Source organism: Streptomyces spinoverrucosus (genome assembly GCF_006539505.1).
Lineage (GTDB): Bacteria > Actinomycetota > Actinomycetes > Streptomycetales > Streptomycetaceae > Streptomyces > Streptomyces spinoverrucosus.
The window spans coordinates 1-22,638 of record NZ_BJND01000097.1; the positions used below are offsets into that span (position 1 = coordinate 1).

General features: G+C 68.0%; 22 protein-coding genes and 6 pseudogenes. 9 read left to right on the plus strand and 19 right to left on the minus strand.

What is annotated here, in order from left to right; all coding sequences use genetic code 11:
- Positions 1 to 199 precede the first annotated feature (199 nt).
- Positions 200 to 436 (minus strand): annotated as a pseudogene (locus tag SSP24_RS39240) (transposase); the annotation flags it as partial.
- Between the two features lie 276 nt (positions 437 to 712).
- Here SSP24_RS39240 and SSP24_RS39245 point away from each other — a divergent pair.
- Positions 713 to 1,610: pseudogene (locus tag SSP24_RS39245) on the plus strand (oxidoreductase).
- Between the two features lie 68 nt (positions 1,611 to 1,678).
- Here the strand turns inward: SSP24_RS39245 and SSP24_RS39250 are convergent.
- Both SSP24_RS39250 and SSP24_RS39255 read right to left on the minus strand, forming a co-directional pair.
- Positions 1,679 to 1,909: a tetratricopeptide repeat protein gene (locus tag SSP24_RS39250; RefSeq protein WP_141315549.1), complete on the minus strand. Its 231-nt coding sequence runs from the start codon at positions 1,907 to 1,909 to the stop codon at positions 1,679 to 1,681.
- Between the two features lie 2 nt (positions 1,910 to 1,911).
- The gene (locus tag SSP24_RS39255; RefSeq protein WP_141315551.1) at positions 1,912 to 2,973 is read right to left on the minus strand and encodes a protein kinase domain-containing protein; all 1,062 of its coding nucleotides are present in this window, start codon (positions 2,971 to 2,973) and stop codon (positions 1,912 to 1,914) included.
- Here SSP24_RS39255 and SSP24_RS39260 point away from each other — a divergent pair.
- Positions 2,894 to 3,181: pseudogene (locus tag SSP24_RS39260) on the plus strand (transposase family protein); the annotation flags it as partial. The gene SSP24_RS39255 and the pseudogene SSP24_RS39260 overlap by 80 nt on opposite strands.
- 217 nt (positions 3,182 to 3,398) lie before the next feature.
- Here the strand turns inward: SSP24_RS39260 and SSP24_RS39265 are convergent.
- The 5 genes and pseudogenes from SSP24_RS39265 to SSP24_RS39285 form a co-directional block, all read right to left on the minus strand.
- On the minus strand, positions 3,399 to 3,851 hold the full coding sequence (locus SSP24_RS39265; RefSeq protein WP_141315553.1) for an RICIN domain-containing protein: 453 nt from the start codon (positions 3,849 to 3,851) through the stop codon (positions 3,399 to 3,401).
- A gap of 95 nt (positions 3,852 to 3,946) precedes the next feature.
- The gene (locus tag SSP24_RS44625; RefSeq protein WP_141315555.1) at positions 3,947 to 4,459 is read right to left on the minus strand and encodes an LLM class flavin-dependent oxidoreductase; all 513 of its coding nucleotides are present in this window, start codon (positions 4,457 to 4,459) and stop codon (positions 3,947 to 3,949) included.
- A gap of 117 nt (positions 4,460 to 4,576) precedes the next feature.
- On the minus strand, positions 4,577 to 5,053 hold the full coding sequence (locus SSP24_RS39275; protein WP_141315557.1) for an antibiotic biosynthesis monooxygenase: 477 nt from the start codon (positions 5,051 to 5,053) through the stop codon (positions 4,577 to 4,579).
- A gap of 75 nt (positions 5,054 to 5,128) precedes the next feature.
- Positions 5,129 to 5,980: pseudogene (locus SSP24_RS39280) on the minus strand (pirin family protein).
- A 174-nt stretch (positions 5,981 to 6,154) separates the two neighbouring features.
- Positions 6,155 to 6,799: an isochorismatase family protein gene (locus tag SSP24_RS39285; RefSeq protein ID WP_141315559.1), complete on the minus strand. Its 645-nt coding sequence runs from the start codon at positions 6,797 to 6,799 to the stop codon at positions 6,155 to 6,157.
- 473 nt (positions 6,800 to 7,272) lie between these two features.
- Here SSP24_RS39285 and SSP24_RS43240 point away from each other — a divergent pair, with 473 nt between their 5' ends.
- The gene (locus SSP24_RS43240; protein WP_167529832.1) at positions 7,273 to 7,431 is read left to right on the plus strand and encodes a hypothetical protein; all 159 of its coding nucleotides are present in this window, start codon (positions 7,273 to 7,275) and stop codon (positions 7,429 to 7,431) included.
- A gap of 5 nt (positions 7,432 to 7,436) precedes the next feature.
- On the opposite strand, the gene SSP24_RS39290 is transcribed toward SSP24_RS43240, so the two are convergent.
- The 5 genes from SSP24_RS39290 to SSP24_RS39310 all read right to left on the minus strand — a co-directional run bounded on the left by SSP24_RS39290 (position 7,437) and on the right by SSP24_RS39310 (position 12,453).
- The gene (locus SSP24_RS39290; RefSeq protein WP_141315561.1) at positions 7,437 to 8,078 is read right to left on the minus strand and encodes an isochorismatase family protein; all 642 of its coding nucleotides are present in this window, start codon (positions 8,076 to 8,078) and stop codon (positions 7,437 to 7,439) included.
- Positions 8,071 to 9,831: an MFS transporter gene (locus SSP24_RS39295; RefSeq protein ID WP_141315563.1), complete on the minus strand. Its 1,761-nt coding sequence runs from the start codon at positions 9,829 to 9,831 to the stop codon at positions 8,071 to 8,073. Before SSP24_RS39295 ends, SSP24_RS39290 begins: the two co-directional genes overlap by 8 nt.
- A gap of 299 nt (positions 9,832 to 10,130) precedes the next feature.
- Positions 10,131 to 10,403: an endonuclease/exonuclease/phosphatase family protein gene (locus tag SSP24_RS39300; protein WP_141315565.1), complete on the minus strand. Its 273-nt coding sequence runs from the start codon at positions 10,401 to 10,403 to the stop codon at positions 10,131 to 10,133.
- A gap of 465 nt (positions 10,404 to 10,868) precedes the next feature.
- Entirely contained in the window at positions 10,869 to 11,279 is a 411-nt protein-coding gene (locus SSP24_RS39305; RefSeq protein WP_141315567.1) for a hypothetical protein, read from the minus strand.
- A gap of 22 nt (positions 11,280 to 11,301) precedes the next feature.
- Positions 11,302 to 12,453 (minus strand): alkaline phosphatase PhoX, encoded by a 1,152-nt coding sequence (locus SSP24_RS39310; protein WP_141315569.1) that lies wholly within the window; start codon positions 12,451 to 12,453, stop codon positions 11,302 to 11,304.
- A 970-nt stretch (positions 12,454 to 13,423) separates the two neighbouring features.
- On the opposite strand from SSP24_RS39310, the pseudogene SSP24_RS39315 reads away from it, so the two are divergent.
- A pseudogene (locus SSP24_RS39315) lies at positions 13,424 to 13,696 on the plus strand (5-methyltetrahydropteroyltriglutamate--homocysteine S-methyltransferase); the annotation flags it as partial.
- Between the two features lie 275 nt (positions 13,697 to 13,971).
- On the opposite strand, the gene SSP24_RS39320 reads toward SSP24_RS39315, so the two are convergent.
- From SSP24_RS39320 to SSP24_RS39330, 3 genes are all read right to left on the minus strand, one after another.
- The gene (locus SSP24_RS39320) at positions 13,972 to 15,423 is read right to left on the minus strand and encodes an MFS transporter (RefSeq protein ID WP_141315571.1); all 1,452 of its coding nucleotides are present in this window, start codon (positions 15,421 to 15,423) and stop codon (positions 13,972 to 13,974) included.
- Between the two features lie 121 nt (positions 15,424 to 15,544).
- The gene (locus SSP24_RS39325; protein ID WP_141315573.1) at positions 15,545 to 16,051 is read right to left on the minus strand and encodes a nuclear transport factor 2 family protein; all 507 of its coding nucleotides are present in this window, start codon (positions 16,049 to 16,051) and stop codon (positions 15,545 to 15,547) included.
- Positions 16,052 to 16,163: 112 nt separating this feature from the next.
- Positions 16,164 to 17,072: an LLM class flavin-dependent oxidoreductase gene (locus tag SSP24_RS39330; protein WP_141315575.1), complete on the minus strand. Its 909-nt coding sequence runs from the start codon at positions 17,070 to 17,072 to the stop codon at positions 16,164 to 16,166.
- Between the two features lie 172 nt (positions 17,073 to 17,244).
- On the opposite strand from SSP24_RS39330, the gene SSP24_RS39335 reads away from it, so the two are divergent.
- Positions 17,245 to 17,652 (plus strand): nuclear transport factor 2 family protein, encoded by a 408-nt coding sequence (locus SSP24_RS39335; RefSeq protein ID WP_141315577.1) that lies wholly within the window; start codon positions 17,245 to 17,247, stop codon positions 17,650 to 17,652.
- A 70-nt stretch (positions 17,653 to 17,722) separates the two neighbouring features.
- Positions 17,723 to 18,262, plus strand: a complete 540-nt coding sequence (locus SSP24_RS39340; RefSeq protein WP_141315579.1) for a MarR family winged helix-turn-helix transcriptional regulator — start codon at positions 17,723 to 17,725, stop codon at positions 18,260 to 18,262.
- Between the two features lie 7 nt (positions 18,263 to 18,269).
- Here the strand turns inward: SSP24_RS39340 and SSP24_RS39345 are convergent, their stop codons facing one another.
- Together SSP24_RS39345 and SSP24_RS39350 are read right to left on the minus strand one after the other, a co-directional pair.
- A complete protein-coding gene (locus SSP24_RS39345) occupies positions 18,270 to 19,016 on the minus strand; it encodes a PIG-L deacetylase family protein (protein WP_229866350.1) in 747 nt (248 codons plus the stop codon).
- Positions 19,017 to 19,071: 55 nt separating this feature from the next.
- A complete protein-coding gene (locus tag SSP24_RS39350; RefSeq protein ID WP_141315581.1) occupies positions 19,072 to 19,272 on the minus strand; it encodes a hypothetical protein in 201 nt (66 codons plus the stop codon).
- A gap of 386 nt (positions 19,273 to 19,658) precedes the next feature.
- Here SSP24_RS39350 and SSP24_RS43245 point away from each other — a divergent pair, with 386 nt between their 5' ends.
- Positions 19,659 to 19,805 (plus strand): hypothetical protein, encoded by a 147-nt coding sequence (locus SSP24_RS43245; protein ID WP_167529833.1) that lies wholly within the window; start codon positions 19,659 to 19,661, stop codon positions 19,803 to 19,805.
- 57 nt (positions 19,806 to 19,862) lie between these two features.
- Here the strand turns inward: SSP24_RS43245 and SSP24_RS39355 are convergent, their stop codons facing one another.
- Positions 19,863 to 20,048, minus strand: coding sequence for a hypothetical protein (locus SSP24_RS39355; RefSeq protein WP_141315583.1), 186 nt, complete (start codon positions 20,046 to 20,048; stop codon positions 19,863 to 19,865).
- Between the two features lie 692 nt (positions 20,049 to 20,740).
- Between SSP24_RS39355 and SSP24_RS39360 the strand changes: the two genes are divergently transcribed.
- Positions 20,741 to 21,994 (plus strand): IS110 family RNA-guided transposase, encoded by a 1,254-nt coding sequence (locus tag SSP24_RS39360; RefSeq protein WP_167529834.1) that lies wholly within the window; start codon positions 20,741 to 20,743, stop codon positions 21,992 to 21,994.
- A gap of 23 nt (positions 21,995 to 22,017) precedes the next feature.
- A pseudogene (locus tag SSP24_RS39365) lies at positions 22,018 to 22,635 on the plus strand (transposase); the annotation flags it as partial.
- Positions 22,636 to 22,638: the final 3 nt, after the last annotated feature.

A 22,638-nucleotide genomic window follows, 5' to 3' on the forward strand; every position in this document is an offset into this window, starting at 1 on the left:
GCCGTCTGCACCAGCTCCCGCATCTTCGCCAGCACTGCCGAGTTGACCGGGGCAGCGGTGAGTCTGCGGGGAGAATGATTGCGGGCCAGGTGATCAGAGTTTCGGAGTGCTGGACGAGCCGTTCGTAGTCGCGGGCATGCCGACGGGCGTGCATCATCCACGAAGCCCAAGGTGGACAGGTGCCCGGCGGGTGATGCGGTCCCCCTTTGCGGGCACCGGCCGCGTGCTGGTGGGCAAGAGCGATGGTGGAGTCCACCGAGACGTCCCAGGTGATCAGACCCTTCGCATCGGCCCGGGCTTTGAGCTGTTCGAGAATGCGGCGCCAGGTACCGTCGCGCTGCCAGTGGCGGAACAGTCCGTACACCGTCTCCCACGGCCCGTACCGTTCGGGCAGGTCCCGCCACGGTATGCCGGTCCGGGTGCGGAACCGTATTCCTCAAGCCACGAGACGTGATCATCGCATGGCCTTGATCCACTTCAGGAATATAGACGCTTTGGGCCGGGGCTCCGGTGAACCGATACGCATCCTCCAACGACTTTGTATTGGCGTTGAGTTCCCGTCTCCGGTGTGACTTTTCGCCGATCGTGTATGCCTTCTCACCGTGGCGGTTGCCACCCCATACTCCCGGACCGAACCCGGTGGTGGCCGTAACGGCCGGCCGGAGGGCAAAAACCAGCGCCTGGCGGTCGACAATCATGGGAGTGGGTCACGGTGGAATCAGCGACGGTCACTGCGGCGGCTGCGGGCACCTGGAAGCTCGGTGACCTGGAGGTGAACCGGCTCGGGTTCGGCGCGATGCGGCTGACCGGCAACGGGATGAGAGGGAATTCCGACGGCGACCCGATCGACCGCGAGCTCGCAGTCGGGATTCTACGGAGCGCGGTCGAGCACGGGGTAAACCACATCGATACCGCCGCGTTCTACTTCTCACCGTTGCGCTCCGCCAACGAACTGATCAACCGAGCGTTGGCGCCATACCCCGACGATCTGATCATCGTCACCAAGGTCGGACCGGGGCGAGATCCGTCAGGCGAATGGCTGCCCATGGCCAGGCCCGAGCAACTGCGCGGGCAGGTTGAGGAGAACCTGCGCCAGCTCGGCCGGGACCACCTCGACGTCGTCAATCTGCGCTGGACCGGTGGCGTGTCGATCGCCGAGCACTTCGGCGCACTGACCGAACTGCGGGAGGCCGGACTCATCCGCCACCTGGGCCTGTCCGGTGTCACACCTGAACATCTCGCCGAGGCCCAGGCCATCGCGCCCGTGGTCTGCGTGCAAAACCCGTACGGCCTGGACCGGCGGCTCGCGGACGCCAACGGCCTGTTGGACAGCTGCCGCCAGCAGGGCATCGCCTTCGTGCCGTTCTTCGCGATCTCGGGCCAGCGACGCGAGGCGTCTGCCGACGACACCCACGACATCCGGCTCCATGCGGTTGCGCGCACAGGGCGCGACACCTGCGCAGGTTCGGCTGGCCTGGACGCTGCACCGCGGGCCGAACGTTCTGGCGATCCCGGGCACGTCCGACCCCGCCCACCTGGCCGAGAACATCACCGCCGGCGCGCTGCGGCTGTCCCAGGCTGACCTGGACCGCCTGGATGCGCTGGCCTAGCAAGCACTTTCGAAACACGCCCCTAGAAGTGGATCAGGGTCGCCTTCAGGGGCGCCGTCAGCACCGACTCACTTGCTCGGCTTGGCGGGTGGATACTTGACGTCAAGGACCTGTTTGTAGAGGTGGCGGGCTCGTTCATGGTTCCCGGCGTTGCGTTCCACGTCGGCCCAATACATGAGCACATCAGCCTTCTGCTCGGGTGGGCCATCGGCCTCGGTGGCCTGCTGAAGCAGCTTGCGTGCCTCCTCCAGATTCCCGGCCTCCACCTCCACCACGGCCAGGTTCCACGACGCACCCATGACTATGCCCCATTGGCCGTTCTCGATCGCCCGCTCGAAGAGGCCGCGGCCTCCTCCACGTTCCCAGCACCTCTCTCCAGCAGGCCCCAGCAATTGAGCGCGTTGCCCTTGTGCCAGGGAGGGCCGATCCCGATGGCCTGCTGGTACAGCCTGCGGCCCTCGTCCAGATTCCCGGCCTGCGCCTCCTGCCAGCCCAGGCTGGTGAGCGCGTCGGCAGTCTGCTCGGGGGTGCCGCCGGCCTCGATGGCCTGCTGGAACAGCCTGCGGGCCTCCTCCGGATTCCCGGCGTCCACCTCCAGCTCGGCCAGGCGGATCAGCGCGTCGATGTGGTGGGGCAGACCTTCCCGTTCCCGTTCCCGCTCCTGATCCTGCTGCCGCACCCGGTCGGCTCCGCGCTCCTCGTCCGCCTCTGGCCCGGTCTCGGGGGAGACGGTGTCGTCCGGCTTTGGAGGGCAGACGTCTCGCTCGTCGATCATCGTGGTGAGGTTGGGCGGCAGCCACGATATCCCCGAGTCGTCCGGGGCGGGTACCTGGTCGAGGATCTGCGCCAGGGTCGGCCGCCGCGGGGCGTCCTTGGCCGGGCAGTCCGCGACCAGCGCGGCGAGGGCCGCGGGCAGCCCCGACAGGTCGGGGTGCTCGTGCACCACCCGGTAGTTCACCGCGTGCGGGACGCCCGTCCCGAACGGAAGGCGGCCGGTCGCCGCGTAGGCGAGCACGGCGCCGAGAGAGAACACGTCCGATGCAGGCCCGGCATCGTTGCGCAGGATGTGTTCCGGAGCCATGAAACCGGGCGTCCCGATGGCCATCCCGGTGCCGGTGAACTGCGTTTCCTCGGCTGCCCGCGCGATGCCGAAATCGATCAGCCGGGGGCCGTCCGCTGCCAGCAGGACGTTCCCCGGCTTCAGGTCGCGGTGCACCATCTCGCAGTCATGTACGGCCGCCAGCCCTTCCGCGAGCCCGGCGGTCAGCAGTCCCAGCGCGCGTGCCGGTCTCGGCGCGATCGCCGACCTGGGGTTCGTCGGACTCGACGATGCCGGTCCGGAGGCCGACCCGGCGGTGATCATCGGCTACAAGGCCGCCGGAACCCGGCCCCTGACCCGTGGTCAGAAGCTGTCCAACAAGGCACTGGGCGCGGTGCGGGCCCCGGTCGAGCACGGCTTCGCCCATCTCAAGAACTGGCGTGTCCTCGGCAAGATCCGCACGGATCCGAGGTGGGCGACTGCGCTGGTGCGGGCCCTGCTGGTGCTGACGAACCGGGAAGTCGCCCGCTGACGGACGATCTTGCCGGTGGACTACCGCTCCGGACCTGCCGAGCCTCCCGACGCCTACGCACACCAGGCCATCCGACGTGCAGTTTTTCCGATGCGCCTTGCTCATCGGCCATCTGGGGACGGGGCAAGCCGGTCAAGGGCTGACCGGGCCGGCCCGCAGGAGGGGCTGGACCGCCAGTAGGTCTGGACCCTCCTGCGGCGGCGCCGCGAGATTTGGGTCACTCGCCGCCGAAGAACTCCCACTCGTTAAGTGTGGGCGAGGAGTGGGTTATGACCCAGCCGTAACCCGGCTGGACACCCAGATACATGCCGGTCTGCGCGTTCTGCACGCGGTTACCGGACAGATACCGCCAGTTCTGGTAGTTCCCGCCGTTGCATTCGATCCAGTAGACGTTCCCGCTGTAGTTGCTGTCGAGGCACTGGTTCGTGTAGGCCTTGCGAATGGTGGACCCGACCCGATCCCAGAGCTGTGACCGGTCACCGAATCTGCAGTCTTCGACGCGGGGCGCGTCCGACCAGGTGATGGTGGTGATGCAGTTACCGGTCTCCAGGTTCTTGATCCAGGTGTTCTCTGCGGCGTGGGCGCTCTGCGTCAGGAGTCCCGCGTTGATGACGGAGGCGACCACCGTCGCGAGACCCACCTGCAATGTCCGCTTTAGTGCGTGCTTCATGCAAATTCTCCCTGCTGGCTCTCCTCGTGATCAGCAAGAGCCCCTTATCGTGACGATCTCTTAAGTTCGGCGCTCCTACGGCGGTCCACAACCTATTAGTAATGAATCTTGACCGTCAAGATTATTACCATAAACGGTGTGCGGCTCACCGAGCCGCGACCAGAACGGGGGCCCCTGGACGTGACCGGCTCGGGCGCCGACCGCCACAGTGCTCTCAGGATGTGGACGGCCTCTTCCAGCCGGGCCAGGGCTTCCGCCCGCCCGAGTTGGGGCGTCACTGCCATCCTGGCGATGGCGGACCAGTAGCCGCCGCTACCGATACCGAGTTCGAAGCGGCCTGCGGAGAGCAGGTCGAGCGAAGCCGCGGTCTTGGCCAGCATCGAGGGATGACACAGTGGCAGGTTGGCCACGTCCGGAAAGAACCGCAGCCGCTCCGTGGCTCCAGAAGCATGGCGATGAGGGTGAAGGTGTCCACGAGCGCCGGGCTGTAGGGATGGTCCTGCACCCCTATGAGTCGAGTCCTCCCTCCTCCGCCTCGTGCACCAGGTCACGGTGTGCCGCGATGTCGGTGGTGGGGTGAGCGAGAAACCGAACTGGAGGTCACGCATGGCTGTCCTCGGGTTGGGGTGCGGACGACGGTGACGGACCGGTCAGCCGACGGCGCAGGCCGCGGGAAAGCGCGGGCAGCAGCGCATACGTCATGCCGGCGCTGAAGAAGAGCGCGATCAGTGCGTTGCGCAGGGCTGAGGGAAGGCTGCCTGTTTACGGCACGAGGAGAACGTCGGCGAGGAGCGAGAGGGGATACACGGCGGCCACTGCCACGAGAGTGAGCTTCCAGCGGGGCGGCGCGGCCCGGTCCGGCAGAACGAATAATCCTCCAAGCCGGACAGATGGCGGGTGCGGACCAGCTCGTGCAGTTCTCTACCATGGTGGAGGCAGCGTTCGTTGTGCGGTGAGCTCTCCCAGGCGTGCAGGGAGGCCTGGTCGGTGAACCGGTAGACAAGGTGCCAGCGGTCGTCTGCGGCTGCCGGGTGCAGGACGCCGCCGCCGAGATATCCGGGGAAGTCGGCGGCTTCGGCCAGGATGCCGTACGCCCACGACCGGAACTCCTCCTCCCTGCCGGGAAGCACACGGCGTTCCACCAGCACGGTCACGGGGTCGGTGCGCCCTCGGGCGGGACTGCGGCGGTCGATGCCGGTCATGGGATTTCCTGCGATGGCTCGGGGTCGTGGAGGCGGGCCCGCAGCCGGGAGGCCCTGGGGCGATCCCGGCGCGGGTCATGCGGCCGGGATCAGGCCGAACCGTCCGGCCTGGAAGGCGTCGAACGCCTGAAGAAATTCACTGCGGGTGTTCATGACGAAAGGACCGTTCCAGGCGACTCGCTGACGGATCGGCAGGCCGCCGAGAACGACCACGTCGAGCGCCGGTGACCTGCTCTCCTGTTTCTCGTCGGCTGCGACGCTGATCGCTTCGCCCGGGCCGAAGACGGCGAGCTGACCGGAGTGCAGCGGTCGCCGCTCCTCACCCGCGCCGGCCCCGGCCCGCCAGAACGTAGACGAGAGCGTTGAAGTCCGGGCGCCAGGGAAGGGTGAGCAGGGCACCGGGGCTGAGAGTGGCATGGAGCAGGGTGATCGGCGTGTGCGTCGCACCCGGCCCGTGACTGCCTGCCAGCTCACCGGCGATCAGCCGGACCAGGGCGCCGCGATCGTCACTGGCGAGAAACTCCAGCTGGGAACCGCGGGCGGCGTCTCGATGTGCAGCATGCCGGAACCGGCCGTCATCCACTGGGTGTCCCCATTGGTGATGACACCGCCGCCTCCGTTGGAGTCCCGGTGCTCCATGACGCCATCGACCATGTAGGTGACGGTCTCGAATCCCCGGTGAGGGTGCCACGGTGTTCCCTTGGGCTCGCCGGGGCTGTACTCCACCTCGCCCATCTGATCCACCATCAGGAACGGATCGAGATGGCGCAGGTCGATCCCCGCCAGGGCCTGCGCACGGGGAATCCCTCGCCCTCAAAGCCCTGAGGGGCGGTGGTCACGGCGAGGACGGGACGTTGTCGGGTGGTTTCACCGGGACGCGGGATGCGTGGCAGGAGTGAGAGGTGAGTCGACGGTTACCGCAGGCATGGCCTTTCTCCTTCACACCCCGGATTGCGCAGTGCGCTGCACCGGGTGGGGGGGCAAGGGGGCTGGGGCCGGGTGCCGGGCCGTGCGGAGGAATAGGGCCCGGCACCCGGGGGAGCTCCCGCGGCGCGGTTACGGGGGTAGTGCCCCGCGGGAGCGGCTCGGCGGCTGGACGGGTCAGCCGTTCTTGGAGTAAGCGGAGGACAGCTGACCCACCAGCGTGGCGAACGCCATGTCCAGCGCCCCGTAGACCTCGTAGGCCTTCGGGTCGGAGTTGTCGGCGAGGATCTCGACCATCGCGGTGGCGTAGTCGGTGACGACGACGCCCGCCTGCTGCATCCGCAGCAGACCCGCCGTGCGCTTGGTCTCACTGAAGGTGCCGGAGGCGTCGATGGCCGCGTACGCGTCATAGCCGGCGGCCGTGGCGGAGATCGCCGGGAAGGCAAGGCAGACCTCGATGGAGATGCCCGCGATGATCAGCTTCTTGCGACCGGTGGCCTCCACAGCCCGACGGACGCGCGGCTCGTCCCAGGCGTTGACGGTGCCGCGGTCGATCACCTCCAGATCCGAGGGGAGGACCTCGACCAGCTCCGGTACGAGCGGGCCCCACATGCCGTCCGCCATGGTGGTGGTCACCACGGTGGGGATGTCCAGCACCTGCGCGGCCTTGGCCAGAGCTGCAACGTTGTGCTTCAGCGTGGCGACGTCGATGTCGCGCACACCGGTGAATAGGCCGATCTGGTGATCGACGAGGAGCAGGGCGGCGTTGTCGCGGGTCAGAGGCTCGTGGAAGCGGCTGGTTCCGGCGAGGTTCTCGCTCATGAGGCGTCTCCTGTGTCAGGGGGCGGTCACCCGCCCAATATCGTCATAATCTTGATGGTCAAGGATAGTGACTAGTGGCACCCTATTCGCGCCTCGGCGGGATAGACAAGATCACGCCACGGGAGACCTCCGGAGCATCCGCCACCCGTCCGCTTGGAGACGCCATGCAGCCCTCGAAGGACGCGCCGCCGTACGGTCCCGGCAGTGTGGAACGGCGCCTGCGGGAGGAGTTCGTCCGCAACGAGCACCGGCCCGATTCCGCCGCGCGTATGGCACGCGATGTCATCGGCCATCAGGACGGCCGGCTGCGGGTGACCTCCCGCGCGCTGCTGGGCACCAATCCTGATGAACCAGGCAGCCCGAAGGCGCCGCCGCCTTCTCCTCGGTGCTGTTCGCACTCGGAGCCGCCGTCCCGCTGCCGCCCTGGTTCCTTTGGCGGGAGGGGGAGAGAGGCGGCCGTCGGGGGCTCGTTGGTGGCGACCGCGCTGGCGGCCGCGGTCATCGGCGGCGCGCTGTCCCGCTCCTTGCACCGCGGCGTGGTGCGAGGAGCGGTGCGTCAGCTGGTGGTACTGACAGCCGCCGCCGGTGTGACGTTCGCGCCCGGACGGCTGGTCGGCACGTCGTTGGCCTGATCAGGTCAGGAACGCTTGGCGTACGCAGTGGCGAGCTGTCCGACCAGGACCGCGAACGGCATGTCGATCGCCGCGTACAGGTCGGGTGCCAGCGGTGAGGCGTTGTCCTCGAGCATCTCGACGGCGGCGGTGGCGTAGTCGGTGAGGATCACCCCGGCCTGGTGCATACGCAGCAGGCCGGCAGCGCGTTTGGTCTCGCTGAAGGTCCCTGATGCGTCGACCGAGGCGAATACCGTGTACCCGGCTGTGGTCGCGGCGATGGCCGGGAAGGCGACGCAGACCTCGGTCGACACACCGGCGATGATGATCTTCTGTCGGCGGGTCGCCTCGACGGCCTCCCGCACCCGCGGCTCATGCCAGGCGTTCACCGTGCTCCGGTCGATGATCTCCAGCTCCGGCGGCAGCACTTCGGCCAGCTCCGGGACCAGCGGTCCCCACATGCTCTCGGCCGCCGTGGTGGTGGCCACGATCGGCACTTCAAGCGTCTGCGCGGCCTTGGCCAGGCCCACCACGTTGTGCTTCAGCTGTGCCACGTCGATGTCCCGCACGCCGGTGAGCAGCCCGATCTGGTGGTCGACCAGCAGCAGCGCCGCGTTCTCCCGGGACAGCGGCTCATGGAAACGGGATACGGCGGATGTGTCAGTCATGTCTGTCCCTCTCGAACCCCATTCCCCCCTCTCCCTGCTCTCTCTTATTGCTCCCTTCCTCTTTCTCCGGTTGTCCTTCTCCGGTTATTCCGCGGACTGCGCGTGGTGCAACTCCTTGCCCTTGCCGGATTCGCCGACCAGTGGCGGCGAAGGCATGGGTGACGGCAGGAGGTTCCATCAGCAGCGCCCATGCCTGCTCCTCGAGCTCCCGGTCGGCCCCGGTGAGCCTCCCACCGTGCTGTGCCATGTGCTCGGACCAGGAGGCGACAAGGTAGTTCTCCAGAAATCTCTGCTGATCGTCTGCGTCCTGGTACAGCCCCCAGTCCATACCGCCGGTACGCCTCCGGGCCAGGGCAAGCTCCTGCATCGTCGCCACGAACGCGGCCGTGTTCTCGGTCGGCACTCGGTACTCGATGCTGATCAGGACCGGGCCGCGGTCCGGCGGGGGCTCGAACACCAGACTGGGTACGGGCCAGTGCATGGAGGCCGAACGGTCGAGTCCGGCCGCCTCGCTCAGCGGCCAGACACCTACGGTGGCCGCCCCCAGCAGCAGCACGCCCGCGGCGATCAACAGCGTCTCGGTGAGCCCGATACGCGAGGCCAGCGCCCCCCAGAACGCGGCACCGAAGGCCGCCCCTCCCATGAAAACGGTCATGGAGATCGCCAGCCCGCGCGCCCGCACCCAGGCGGGCATCAGCAGCTGGAGGGAGGCATTGAAGGTGGAGAGCACCGCCAGTTCGGCCAGCCCGGCCACCACGAGCAGCACGGCCAGTAGCGCGGGGACGTCCACGACCGCCATCACCACGAGCACGGGAGCCAGCGCCGCGCTGCCGACGGCGACCAGCAGGGTGCTGCCCCACCGGCGGCTGACCCGGGGGAGCACCGCCGCGCCGGAGACGGCTCCCACGCCCACCGCAGCGAGCAGCAGCCCGTATCCACCGGCGCCCAGACCCAGCACCCGGTTGGCAACCACCGGCAGCAGGGCCCACAAGGCGGCGCTGGGAGGTACGAACAGCAGGACCCGCAGAAGGACCCTTCGTACCTCGGGATCGTTGCGCACGTACCGCCCGCCTGCCCACAACGCCGCCAGCGCCCGCTCCCTCTCACCCCCGACCAGCGCCTGAGCAGGCCGCCGCCACCGCGCCAGGACCACCACGACACCGATGAACGAGACTGCGTTCAGCGCGAAGACCCAGGCCGGCCCGGCCACCGCGACGAGCAGTCCGCCCAGCGCAGGGCCGACCGACCGGGCGATGTTCACATTCGCCGCACCCAGCGAGGCCGCCTGGAGCAACTGCTCTCGCGGCACCAGCTCCGGCTGGATCGCCTGCCACGCCGGACCCATCAGCGCCGTACCGCACCCCAGCAGGAAGACCAAGCCCAGCAGCACGACCGGTGTGGTCAGCCCGGCCCAGGTCAGCCCCGCAAGAGCGCCCGCCGTCACCAGCATGAGCAACTGCGCGGCCACCAGCAGACGGCGGCGGTCCACCAGGTCGGCGAGTACCCCCGACGGCAGTCCCAGCACGAACACCGGCAGCATGGACGCTGTCATCACCAGTGCCACCAACGCCGGCCCCCACTGGACCATGAGCCACTGGGCGGCCACCGTCTGCATCCACGTCCCAATGGCCGAGGCGAGCTGAGCGATCCACAACGCCCTGAAGACCGGGTGGGCCAGCGGAGCCCAGACCGCCGGTGCGGGCTCCCCGCTCTGCACCCCGGCTCCGGTACCGCTGCCCCTCGTCTCGCTCATGTCGTCCTCTCCATGTCCACCCTGATACTTGTGGGCCCGAGTCGCAGGTCCAGGAGGCGAGGACATCGGACGGCTGACGGCGCTGTCCCCCAGGATCAGCCGCACGGCGTCCGGCACCGCGGCGGTCACCGGCGGGGTGAGGCCGACACCCGCTGCTGAGGGATGTCCTGCGGCCGGTCGGGGACAAGGCACGGGAACGAGACGACAGATCCTCCACGGAACGGGGAGGGGCGGATTCCCGTGGCGGCCACGGCACGTGGGCCGGGGCCACCAGAAGCCGTTGCTGCCTGGAGTGCGGCTTACGGAATGGTCAGGCGCGCGATCTGGGGGTCGTGGTCGGTGGGCCGGGCGGTGAACTCGCTGTCGGTGTGCACGACGTCGAAGGCGTAGCCAGCGGTGACCAGGGCCGGGGAGATCAGCAGGTGGTCGAGGACCTGCGAGTTGCCGTCGAAGATGTAGGTGTAGCGGTCACTGTCGAGCAGGGCGGCCGGGAGGTCCGTGAGCCCGGCGGCGGTGAGCTTGCTGATGGCGGTGGAGAACTCGAAGTCGTTGAGGTCTCCGGCCAGGATCACCCGGGCGTTCGGGTCGATTGCGGGGTTCTTCTTGTAGAAGGCGGCGACGATCTGCGCCTGGGCGTTGCGCTGGGTTTCGCTGGGGAACTTCGGCGGCTGGTAGCGGCCGAAGCGGGTCGTCGCCGCCCTTGGAGTTGAAGTGGTTGGCGACGACGAACACCGGCGTGCCGCCGAAGTAGAACTTGCCGACCAGCGGTTTCCGGCTGTTGCTGAATGCCGAGTTGCCCGGGTCGATGCGGCCGGGGTTGAGGCTGAGTGCCACTCGGTCGCCGGTGATGCCGCTGTCGGAGACCTGGACGGCGGTGGTGGCGTCGCCGTGGGTGCCGGGTGCGAACGAGACCTGGTCGGTGCGGAAGAGGAATCCGACCCTGATTTTGCCGTTCGGTTCGCCGCCGTCGGCGCCGTTGACCGGGTCGATCTGGCGATAGTCGTAGGTGGGGCCACCGGCTGCGCTGATGGCGTTGATCAGCTTGGCCCAGGTCTGGCCGGCGTCGGGGTTCCGCCTTCGGGGCCGTTGTTGTCCTGGATTTCCTGCAGGGCGATGATGCCGGGTGAGGCGAGGTTGGTGACGATCTGGCCGGCCAGGGCGTCGAACTTGCTCTGCGGGTCCTTGGCGTCCAGGTTCTGCACGTTCAGGGTGGCCACGGAGAGCTGGCCGGAGGTGGGCGGGGTGGTGGCCTCCTTGCCCAGGCCACCGTCCAGGCGGGACAGCGCAGGGCAGGTGAGCCGTGAACCTTGGAGGCATGTGGTTCTCAGGGCGATGGCGATCCCGGCGCGGGCGTGCTTTGCCAGGCGTGGGCTGCGCTCGCCGGTGATGTGGAGGGGGAGGCGGCGCGGGCTGCGGTGGTGTGTGGACAGCCCGCGCCGCCCGGTCACCGAGCGACCGGCCTCAGGTTGATCACAAGGAGGTGCGGAAGGGGCCCGTGACCTCGTAGGTGATGCCGCCGCTGCTGGAGCCGGAGGTGCCGCGCTGGGAGGAGAAGTACAGGCGGTTGCCCGCGGGGTTGAACGCCGGTCCGGTGATCTCGGAGGAGGACTGGCCGGTGATCCGCAGGAACGGGGCGACGATGTCGTCGGGGGTGATGATGCAGATCTCCATGTTGCCGCCGTCCTCGGCGACGTAGAGGTCACCGACGGCGGCAGAGGCGGTGATGTTGTCCACGCCGGTGAGCGGGGCGCCGGAGACGTTGTCGTCGTACACCACCGCGATGGTGTTGGCGGACGCGTTGTAGGCCCAGACGCGGTTGTCGCCCTTGGTGGTGAAGTAGCAGATGTCGTTGCGGTACCAGCAGCCCTCGCCGCCCTTGAACAGCTTGGCTCCCGAGACCTGGTCGCGGGTGGCGGTGGGGCTGCCGTCCGGATCGGGCACGTTCGCCCAGGACAGCACGCCGGAGGACTCCTTGAGGACCTGCAGGGTGCCCGACGACAGGTCGCCCCAGGTGGTGGGAACGAACCGGTAGAAGCAGCCGTCGGAGGCGTCCTCGGTCAGGTAGATGACCTTGCGGACCGGGTCGGAGGCGGCGGCCTCGTGGTTGAACCGGCCCATCGCGGGCCGCCGGACCGCGGCGTTGACGCCCCACGGGTCGGTCTCGTAGACGTAGCCGGTGCTGACCTCCTCGCAGGAGAGCCAGGTGTTCCACGGGGTGGAGCCGCCCGCGCAGTTGCGGTTGCTGCCGGACAGGATGGTGTACGCGTCGGTGATCTGGGCGTTGCTGTTGAACTTAACGGCACTGACGCCACCACCGCCGCTGCCGACCTCGGCGTTGGAGACGTAGATCCAACCCGTTCCATCGGCGAAGCACTCGCCGCCGTCGGGTGCCTTGTGCCAGGTGTGGTTGGTGCCGGGCACGGTCTGGGTGGAGCGGGCGATCACCCGGCTGGTGAACCCGGCCGGGAGCATGATGCCGTTGACATCGGCCGACCGCAGGGACCCGTACGGGCTGGTGCCGGGGAGAGCGGGGTAGGCGGCGGCCTGCCGCCACAGGGAACCGGAGAAGGCTGCCGCGCCGGCGCCGACGACGGCGGCACGGAGAAGAGAACGGCGTTCCACATCTACTCCTTCATCGAGAAGGGACGGATGATCGTGTTGAGCGCCGCCGACTGGTCACCGAGGACGGTAGAACCCTCGTCCCCCGGCCATAACACTCCGGGAAATGAACACCTCTCGGCTGTACGGTAATTGAATATCATGCAGAAACGATTAAACACGCCCACCTGGTACCACAGTCGAGGCCGAAGTAGGAATATGAGTTCGAAGAGTCGAACTTCGTCTACGGTGAAGGATCGAACGCCCTGGCACCTTCTTCCACGTACTGCCACAAGTCTTTCGGCGAATCAGTTCAGTGGTTGGCGTCGGCGGCTCATCGTCACGGGGACCCAGACCGACGCGTGCATCCGGGTGACCGACACAGCGGAGGTGACTTTCGCGTGGGCGACGCGGGCTGGGCCGTACGTCCCCGATGAGAGCCCGGTCTATCCGCTCTCCCGGAGTGAGGCCGGACTGGACAGCACGGTTGGGGGGAAGCCGGAGTCCTGAGTCGGCATCCGACCCTTGTCGGCGAAGACAAGGCACGACTCCAACGCGCCCAGCAGCGCCTGGCCGCAGAAGTCGCCGCCGTACGGCAGTTGGAGGAGCCGGGAGGCGACCCAGGCGTAGCAGTTCCGGTTCCGAACGGGGACCTGATGGGAACAGCAAGACAAAGAAGGTCCGCGAAGGATCGTGCAAGATCGCTCCGCCGCCTTCTCTCATCTGGCCGCTGACCTGCGGAAACCGCGAAGCATCAAGCCAGATCAGGCAGGACCAGTGAGCTTATGATCGTGCTCCTAAAGCGGGTGTCGCAGGTTCGAATCCTGCTGAGGGCACTACAAAGCTACAGGTCAGCACACTGAAGGCCTTCCAGGGAACCTCTCTGGAGGGCCGTCAGGCACGCAATGGGGACGCCCTGGGAACATTGAACTGCGCATTGTTCATACTTCGGACATTGGCGTGCCGGAGGCGAGGTGTCCGGAGCTGCGGCTGCGTGTGCTACGCCGAGTTCGGCGACGTTCCCCAGGCCTTCGACGACCTCGACACCCATGTCATCAGTCTGGAGGCCGCCCGCTCCCACATGCAGGTCGCCCGAGAGCTGGCTTCGCCCGGCTATCCGCGTGAGGCAGGGCCCGGTGTCTAGGACATCCACTCCCCGCGGATCCCCAGCGTGGACGAGGCGGCGGGTCTGCTGCGCAAGGCACTTGGAGCCATCCCGACCGAGCGGCTCCGGGTCAACCCGGACTGTGGCCTGAAGACCCGCGGCTGACCCGAGGTCCGGGACTTGAACAGAGAGGTGATCTGGATGGCGGCCGCGAAGTACACGGCGACCACACCGCAGGCCTGTGCCACCGGGTTGGCCTCGCGCGCGAAGGGAACCAGCAGCTCGACCCAGCCGAACGAGAACACGGGGAGCAGTCGAACCAGTCCGCAGCCGATTCGCTTTCCGACGCGAGCAGGGGCTCCCCACTCCCGCAACGGGCTGGGAAGCCCTCAAATGCTCCGACTGCTCGTCAGCTGATTTGCGGCGCGCCCCACCCTTCAACGCGTGGCGGCAGTACGAGGCAGGAGCAGGACCACTGCCACACCGACCGCCGCAAATATGGCGCCGAGCGCGAACACGACGGTGAAGGCACCCTCGCTCGGCAGCGCCGAGCCGGTGACTGAATGGGCGCTGAGGATCGCGATGGCGACCTGGGTCCCGATGACACCGCCGACTGTGCGGACGACGGTGTTGAGGCCGTTGGCGGTGGCTATCGCATGTCCCGGAGCGAAGCGGACCACGAGCGACGGCAGTGCCGCAAAGCTGAAGGCAGCGCCCGTTCCCAGCAGTACGGAATCGGCGAGCACCTGCACCGGAGTGGCATGCCAGCGTGCCAGCGCCAAGCTCCCGGTGAGTACGAGCAACAGTCCTCCGAGCAAGGGGGCGCGATAGCCGAACGCCCGCTCCAGCGCCGGTACGAGCGGCGCCACCACAACCTGCAGCAGCGCCGAGGGGAGCATGAGCAGGCCGGCGGCGGTCACGGTGAAGCCGAATCCCTGTGTGGCACCTTCTGGCCCGTGCGTCGGCAGTTGGGCGAGGGTCGGCACGAGGAGGAAGAAGATTAGGGCCGCGGCGTAGAAGAGCGCCGCAGCGCAGTGGGTCAGCAGCATCGGCCGGTCGAGGAAGACGCGCGGTTCAAGCAGCGGGTGCCGCGTGCGCGTCTCGGCCACCGCCAGGGCGGCCAGCAATACGGCAGCGGAGATGAAGAGGCCGAGCACCGGGGCGGAGAGCCACCCGGCGTGCGGGCCCTGGGTGATCGCGAGGAGCAGGGCCACCAGGCCGAGCGAGAGCAGAATGGTGCCCAGTGTGTCCTGAGGTTCGTCCCGGCGCGCCGTGTCGTTGGGGATCCAACGGGCCACCAGCAGAAAGGCGACCGCGATGACGCCGGCGAGTACGGCGAACATCCACCTCCATGACGCGTGATCTATCAGCAGGCCGCCGATGACGAAGCCGAGACCGGTGCCCGCGCCGATCATCGCGGATACGATCCCGAGGCCTTGGCCGATCCGCTGCTTGGGGAGCAGGGCGCTGATGAGGCCGAAGGACAGGGGAAGTGCGGCCGCACCGGCCCCCTGCGCCGCGCGCGCCAGTAGTAGGACGGGGAAGTTCCAGGCCAGGGCGGCCAGCACGGTGCCCGCGCCGAAGACGGCGAGTGAGGCGAGGAGGACCCGGCGCTTGCCGCACCGGTCGCCGAGTCGGGCGAGTACAGGAGTCAGTACGGCGCCGGAGAGCAGGTAGAGGGTGAATACCCACGCGGCCCAGTCGCCGCTCACCTCGAAGTGCCGCTGGAACGTGGGCAGGACCGGAGCGACCAGGGTCTGCAGCAGCCCGTAGGCCAGCACCGCTACCGAGAGCGCGGCGACCACACGGCCGGCAGGCGGGCTGGTGTCCGGGCGGCCACCCTCGGGAGAGACGGAGGAAAGGGCGGTGGATCGGAATTCCTGAGACATGACGACCTCTGGTGCGGGACGGGGTGACCGGCAGACCCGTCACCGCGCCGAGGAGAGCTCGGTGCGGTGACGTCCGCGAGCGGAGGAGCAAGCGATTGGCAGAGCGGTCCGCTCGGCGGAGTTACTGGCTCGCGGGGGCGAGTTCGTCCAGCGTCTGTACGCGCTGAACGATCTCCCACTTGCCGTTCAGCTTGCGGAGCTTGTCGGTGTAGGTGCCGGTGGCGTAGACGGCGTGCTCCTTCTCGGTCTCCGCGACCCAGTACCAGGAACGGGCGGTGGCGGTCGTGCCGTTGGTCTCGATCATGGCCGGTCCGCTCATGTGCCGCTTGCCCTTGGTGAAGCCCTTCTCGGCCAGGTCGATGAACATGGCCTTGATCTCGCTGCGGCCGTCGGCGGAGCCGAACGGGCTCCGGTAGTGGCCGTCCTTGGCGTACAGGTTGGCGTAGCTGTCGGCGTCCCTCAGATCGATGTACATCTGGTGACGGTCGATCACCTCGCGGATGGCGAACCGGTCACTACGAGCGTCGCGCTCCGTGGCGGTGGCGTTCCCACCCAGCAGCAGACCCGTGGCCACAGCACCCGCGAGCACACCGACGACGGGTGCGGCTGCCTTCCGGATGGTCTTCATGTCGACTCCTTCACCACATTTAGTCAGGTCTTTGATAGTCAATAACTGTGACTACATTGATCGTATTCCCATCCGAGGTCCGGCGTCCAGCGCCGAAGGAGCAAGGAGCCGGTCAGCGCGAAGCCGCCGGACCAGTGCCCCGCGCGCGGGCGACACACTCCCGGACGGCGGGCACCACTTCTTCGGCGAACCGCGGCAGCTGACGGCCGACAGGCCCCCTGGGGAAGAAGACGAAGGTGTCCATGCCGCCCTCGACGACGAGGCCGGTCAGCTCCTCCACCCACTGCTCGACAGGCCCGACGAGAAAGCCCTGCCCCGGCCCGTCGGTGATCAGGCCGTTGACGTTGTACAAGCGTCGGATGCCCTCGGGGCACCGACCAGCCGACCGGGCGGCGTCGTCGATCCGGGCGTGAGCCTCCGGCAGCCGGGGCGGCGGCAGAAACGGCGACGAGGGCACCCAGCCGTCTGCCAGTCGTCCGGTCAGCTCCAGGGAGCGCGGTCCGAGGGCACCGAGCCAGATACCCATGTCGTGGACGGGGAGCGGCCCCGGGTGCGCGCCGCGCAGTGAATAGAACCGCCCCTCATAGCGCACCGAGGGCCGCTCGCTCCAGAGGAGCCGGATGACCGCGATCGCCTCTTCGAGCGCCGCGACCGCCTCTCCGGCGGTACGCCGCTCGCCGCCGTACGCCTCCACCGCCTCCCATGCGCCACCAGCCCCCAATCCGAGTTCGAAGCGGCCGCCACTGATGACATCCAGAGTCGCCGCCGACTTGGCGATCAGCGGCGGAGGCCGCAGGGGCAGATTGGACACGTCGGGAAAGAAGCGGATCCGCTCGGTGCGGGCGGCCAGGCTGCTCAGCAGCGTCCATGTGTCCAGGAACCTTCCCTGATACGGATGGTCCTGGATGCCCACGAGGTCAAGTCCCAGCCGCTCAGCCAGCAGGACCGCATCCAGTACCTCGTCGTACCGCCCGGGCTCGGTGGAGTACCCGAACTCCACCGGCCTGCCGTAGTCCGCCATGACGCCTCCCTCTCCGGCACCGGGCCGCCCGGCACCTCGGTCTGCATTCCTCCCGGCCCTGGTGGCGGAACTCCGGTCACCGCCGCACAGTGATCCCAGGAACTACCCAGGGACACCTCGGAAGTTTGGTCAAGATCAGTGACTATTCAATCTCTGACGAAAGTGCGATGCCGTGGATACGACCGCCGATGTCATCCAGATCACCGAGTCGCTCAACCGCCACCAGATCTATATCGACCTGCAGGACGCAGATGGGTACGCCGACTTGTACACCGAGGACGGACGGTACGAGAGCCCCTTCACCTCGGCGACGGGGCGAGCGGAAATCAGAAGGATGTTCATCGGCCTGCGCGACCAGGGGTTCACGGCCGGCAAACGGCACATGACCGGTCCAATCATGATCGACGTGAACGGCACTCGCGCCACGGCCCGGTCGTGGTACTGGGTCGCCGAGATCGAACAAGCACCCGCCGTCCACGCCACCGGCACCTACACCGACGAACTGCATAAGATCGACGGTCACTGGAAGATCGCTCACCGCGTGCAGACCCTCGATCCAAGCGCGACTCGCACCGGGTGACGGGGCGGATCCACGACGGGCGCACGACGGCAGCCCTGACCACCCCCCTCTGTGCCCACTATTATTACGGATGGTGACAGTCAATAACGGTGACGAGGAGGGTGTCGCAGTGCGGCGCAGCGAACGCAAGCTCAAGGATCCGGACCTCGGGATTCTGTCCACGCGCCTGCTCTTCTCGATCCAGAAGGAGCTCTTCGAGACGCTGGCCGAGCAAGGTCACCCCGAGCTACGGCCACAGCACGGCGCCGTGATGGGCTTTCTCGACGAGGAGGGCACCCGCGCGACGGAACTGTCCCGGCAGTCGGGCACTCATAAGCAGGTCATCGGCAACCTGATCGACGAGCTGGAAGCCCTGGAGTACGTCGAGCGCCGGCCCGACCCCCGGGACCGGCGGGCCAAGCTGATCGTCCCCACCCGCCGGGGCCGGGACCAGATGGAGAAGTCGGACGCGATCATGGCCGCCATCGAGCAGCGGCACGCGGAGGCGATCGGCGAACGGAAGTACGCGGCATTCAAGGGCGCCTTCCGGGATATCACCGCCCAGCAGCTCGCGCATTTCGACGAGACCGCGGCCAGCAGGCGGGAGCCACGGAAGGACGCCGGGCGCTGATCCCTTCTCACAGCGGGACCACTTCGAAGGCGACCGCCAGCGGCACTCCCGCGCGGCGTCCGGCGTCAGTGGCCTGACGGCGCAGGAACTGCTCGGGGTCGAAGCCTCCCGCAAGGTTGTCGAGGTACGCCTCGTGCGCCGCCAACGACTCCACACCCCGGTCCAAGTGTGCCGTGACGTCGACGAAGTGCTCAGCCTCCGGCGACGAGCTGAACAAGGCGCAGCGGACTCCGGACCACGGCTGGAGTCCCTCGTCGAGCAGCTCGGGGAACACCCACCGGTTCGCCGCGTCACGAACCGCGTCGATCAGCGCCGAGCCCACGGCGCGGTGGTCGGCGTGGTTGAGCGCACCGCTGTCGAAGCACTCCCGGAAGTTGAGCGAGATGATCACGTCGGGGCAGTGGTGGCGGATGGCGCGGGCGAGGTCACGGCGCAAGGCGATGCCGTATTCCACCGTGCCGTCGGGGTGGGCCAGGAACTCGACCCGATCCACCCCGACGATCCCGGCGGCGGCGACCTGCTCGGCCGACCGCACCGCCGCGGTGCGCTCGGGAGGCATGGACTCGATTCCGGCCTCACCACGGGTGACCAGCAGATCGACCACGGTCTTGCCCTGAGCGGTCCACCGGGCGATCGCCGACGAGGCCCCGAACTCCAGGTCGTCCGGGTGGGCCACCACCGCAAGCCCCCGGCGCCAGTCCTCCGGGACTTGACACCGGAGCATCCGGCTAGTGGTCATAATCTTGATGGTCACGATCCTTACTATACACGCTTAGCCGTCGGTCGGGTCAGTCAGAGGCATGGATCGATCAGGATGCGCCCTCCGGAGTCGCCGCGCTCGACGGCTTCACGTCGCTTCCCAGGAAGTGCACCGTGACGTTCGGGAAGCCCAACTGCCAGAAGGGGATAGCCGGGCGTGCCCCGTCGGTGGCGTAGGCGGCGATCACCCCGCCCCCGGCGAGTATCTCCAGATCGGTGTCCGCATTGGCCCCGAACGCCACCTCGAGCACCCAGGGTCCCGCAGCGGACCGTCCATGAACAGGGCGCGGTGCGCGGTGATCCCGGAGATCCCCAGACAGGCACCCTGCTCGAAAGAGACACCATCGGAGAGGTGCACCGCCTACGCCGGCGCCGTCCGAGTGCGGGATCGCCCGGGGCCAGCCATGCCGTGGCCGGTCCAGTCCTGCCGCTTGATCACGTCCCCGTGGTTGATGCCCGAGGCGTGCACACGGATCGGCACCTCCCCGGGGCCGGGCTGCAGATCCTCCATCTCGCCGACCCGCCGCACCTCCGACGCGAGGCCCGTCGACTCGTACCAAGCGGGCGCGCATGGCGCTCATTCCCCTCCGGTCGGGAGAAGGTCTGGCAGTCGCCGCACTACTCCCTGCCAGGAAGGATGATCCGGATCGATGACATCGAAGTGGTCCGCGTCCGGGACCTGGACGTACTCCACCTGATCGCCACGTTCCAGGGCGGCGGTGATGTACGTGTGGCTCTGGGCGGGTGGAACCCCCTATCGGCGTCCCCGTGGACGACGAGCTGAGGCACACCCAGGGGCAGGCGTTCGAGGGGCGAGGCCAGCGCGTAGCGGTCGGGCACATCATCCGCGCGGCCACCGAGCAGTGCGGCGGTCGTTCCGTGGGGCGTCACGTACCAGGACCGGGGCGAGTTCGGGCCGGGCCGGAGCGGGAGCCTTCGCCGGAGGCGGTACGGAGGGGTCACCGAACCGCGCCCCCAACTCGTCGACGTCCGCGGCACGCAGGTCCAGCACGCCTGCCAGTGACACGCTTCAGAGGAAGGATCGCGGAACACGGTGGCTCGGCGCCAGGGCGGACCGCATCGCCGAGACCTACCCACGAGATCATCGAGTCCGACGCAACCTCGGCAAGCTGGAAGCTGGCCACAGCCGCCGCTCCATCGGTCGGCGACTCCACATGACCTACCGCACCGCCAAGAGCCTCGCCGACGCTGCTGAGCTGGAAGACCTCTTCCGCGGCCAGTGGCAGTACAACAGGACCCTGTCCTCGACGAATACAAGCCCTAATTCGTTGGTAGCGGCACCGGCGCGGCTTCTTGGAGCACTGCCGGACTGTTCGAGTACGGGACTGTGACGCCTTCCTGGACCCAGGCTGGTGAGGCCTTCACTGAGAGCGGCGCACGGCCCCAGTGCTCGAGGTGGTGGCGGGCGCGTGGACGCCGGGCGGACAACCTTTACAAGCCCCGGCCTGCGAGGCCTCTAGGTAGAGCGGTGACGTTCGTCGTCGTCACGGCCGCCACCACCCGCGGCGTATTCACTCGTTGGAGTTGGTGGTGCGGGCCCGTTTCACAATGACCTCTTACCAATCCCGAGCCCCGAGCTCTGGACAAGACCGAGGCCCGTGGGATGCGCTGGTGCCGCGAACGGCTTGTGAGATGTCGGACCGAAGAGTCCTGGAATTAGGGAGCCGCGTGGCCCGCATGCGCTCGTGACCAGCGCAGATGCCAGCGCCGAAGGGGAGGAGCAACTTGATCTACTGCGGGATCGACTGGGCTGAGAAGCATCACGACGTCGCCCTGATCGACGACACCGGACAGCTGCTGGCCAAGCGTCGCGTCACCGACGACGCGGCTGGCTACCGGCTGCTGCTGGACCTGCTCGCCGAGTACGGCGACACGGAAGACGACCCGATCCCGATCGCCATCGAAACCAGCCGTGGCCTCCTGGTCGCGGCCCTGCGGCAGGGCAATCGGAAGGTCTTCGCGATCAATCCGATGGCCGCTGCCCGCTACCGCGACCGGCACGGCGCCTCCCGCAAGAAGTCCGACCCTGGCGACGCTCTGGTGCTGGCCAACATCCTGCGCACCGATATGCCCATGCACCGGCCGCTGCCGGCCGACACCGACCTCGCACGCGCCATTGCCGTCCTCGCCCGCGCCCAGCAGGATGCCACCTGGAACCGGCAGCAGATCGCCAACCAGGTCCGCTCACTGCTACGCGAGTACTACCCCGCCGCCCTGGACGCCTTCGCCAGATGGACAAACGGCCTGTGCCGTCCCGAAGCCCTCGAACTGCTCAAGCTTGCCCCTACCCCGAGCCAGGCCGCCCGGCTCACCCGCGCCCAGCTCCGATCCGCCCTCAAACGAGCCGGCCGCAGCCGCGGCATCGAAGGCGAGGCCGACCGGCTCCGCGAGGTCTTCCGCGGCGATTACGCGAGCCAGCCGCAGCTGGTCGAAGACGCGCTCGGCAAGCAGGTCTTCGCCCTCCTACGGCAGTTGGAAGCCGCCTGCCTCGCTGCTGACGAGCTCGCCGAGGCGGTCGAGGAGTCTTTTCTCCAACACCCGGACGCCAAAGTCATCTTGAGCTTCCCCGGCCTCGGGATGCAGCTCGGCGCCCGGGTGCTGGCCGAGATCGGTGACGACCGCCAGCGGTTCGTCGACGCACGTGGCCTGAAGGCCTACGCAGGTTCCGCCCCCGTCACCCGCACGTCCGGCAAGAAACATCACGTCGGGCGTCGCATGGTCAAGAACGACCGGCTTAACCATGCCGGCTACCTGTGGGCCTTCTCCGCTCTGCGGTCCTCTCCCGGCGCGGACGCCCACTACCGGCGCCGACGCGAGCAAGGAGACTGGTACGCGGCCGCCCAGCGACACCTGTTCAACCGCCTGATCGGCCAGCTCTACCACTGCCTTCAGGCAGGCGAACTGTTCGATGAACACATCGCCTTCCCCTCCGAACTGGCCACAGCAGCTTGACGACTTGGCATCGTGAGATGTCTCGGTGGGCGGGAGGCCGTCCCCGCCTGCTCAGCACTGACGACGAGGACTTCGTCATACAGACGGCCACCACCCGCCCCACCAAGCTCGGTCAGCCCTTCACCCGCTGGTCCATCCGCAAACTCGTCGCCTACCTGCGGAAAGTGCACGGCCGCGTCATCCGGATCGGCCGTGAGGCGTTACGGTGCCTGCTCCCTTCGACGAGTTCGGCCCGCTCGGGATCAGGCCAACCGCAAGCTCGGGCTGGGCCGAGCGCAAACATCCCGACCGGCTGCCGGCCACCTACCACCGCACCCACGGGGTGCGGTATTTCCACGGCTGTTACTCGGTCGGGGACGACACTCTGTGGGGCGTCAACCGCCGCGGGAAGGGTGCCGCCAGCACGCTGGCCGGGCTGAGGTCGATCCGTGCCGCCCGGCCCGACGGCGCACCGATCTATGTGATCCTGGACAACCTGTCCGCTCACAAAGGCGCCGACATCCGTCGCTGGGCGAGGAAGCACAAGGTCGAGTTGTGCTTCACCCCGACCTACGCCTCGTGGGCGAACCCGATAGAGGCCCACTTCGCGCAGCGAGAAGGGCATCCGCTGGGGCGGACGGCCTCTCCAAGCCGCGGCCTGAACG

Excerpts from the sequence above, each read along its gene's own strand:
- SSP24_RS39250 (WP_141315549.1), bottom strand. The coding sequence starts at position 1,909 with ATGGGTGCGTCGTGGAACCTGGCCGTGGTGGAGGTGGAGGCCGGGAAT.
- SSP24_RS39255 (WP_141315551.1), bottom strand. The coding sequence starts at position 2,973 with ATGATCACCGCCGGGTCGGCCTCCGGACCGGCATCGTCGAGTCCGACG.
- SSP24_RS39265 (WP_141315553.1), bottom strand. The coding sequence starts at position 3,851 with ATGAAGCACGCACTAAAGCGGACATTGCAGGTGGGTCTCGCGACGGTG.
- SSP24_RS44625 (WP_141315555.1), bottom strand. The coding sequence starts at position 4,459 with ATGCGTGACCTCCAGTTCGGTTTCTCGCTCACCCCACCACCGACATCG.
- SSP24_RS39275 (WP_141315557.1), bottom strand. The coding sequence starts at position 5,053 with ATGACCGGCATCGACCGCCGCAGTCCCGCCCGAGGGCGCACCGACCCC.
- SSP24_RS39285 (WP_141315559.1), bottom strand. The coding sequence starts at position 6,799 with ATGAGCGAGAACCTCGCCGGAACCAGCCGCTTCCACGAGCCTCTGACC.
- SSP24_RS39290 (WP_141315561.1), bottom strand. The coding sequence starts at position 8,078 with ATGACTGACACATCCGCCGTATCCCGTTTCCATGAGCCGCTGTCCCGG.
- SSP24_RS39295 (WP_141315563.1), bottom strand. The coding sequence starts at position 9,831 with ATGAGCGAGACGAGGGGCAGCGGTACCGGAGCCGGGGTGCAGAGCGGG.
- SSP24_RS39320 (WP_141315571.1), bottom strand. The coding sequence starts at position 15,423 with ATGTCTCAGGAATTCCGATCCACCGCCCTTTCCTCCGTCTCTCCCGAG.
- SSP24_RS39325 (WP_141315573.1), bottom strand. The coding sequence starts at position 16,051 with ATGAAGACCATCCGGAAGGCAGCCGCACCCGTCGTCGGTGTGCTCGCG.
- SSP24_RS39330 (WP_141315575.1), bottom strand. The coding sequence starts at position 17,072 with ATGGCGGACTACGGCAGGCCGGTGGAGTTCGGGTACTCCACCGAGCCC.
- SSP24_RS39340 (WP_141315579.1), top strand. The coding sequence starts at position 17,723 with ATGGTGACAGTCAATAACGGTGACGAGGAGGGTGTCGCAGTGCGGCGC.
- SSP24_RS43245 (WP_167529833.1), top strand. The coding sequence starts at position 19,659 with ATGATCCGGATCGATGACATCGAAGTGGTCCGCGTCCGGGACCTGGAC.
- SSP24_RS39360 (WP_167529834.1), top strand. The coding sequence starts at position 20,741 with ATGCCAGCGCCGAAGGGGAGGAGCAACTTGATCTACTGCGGGATCGAC.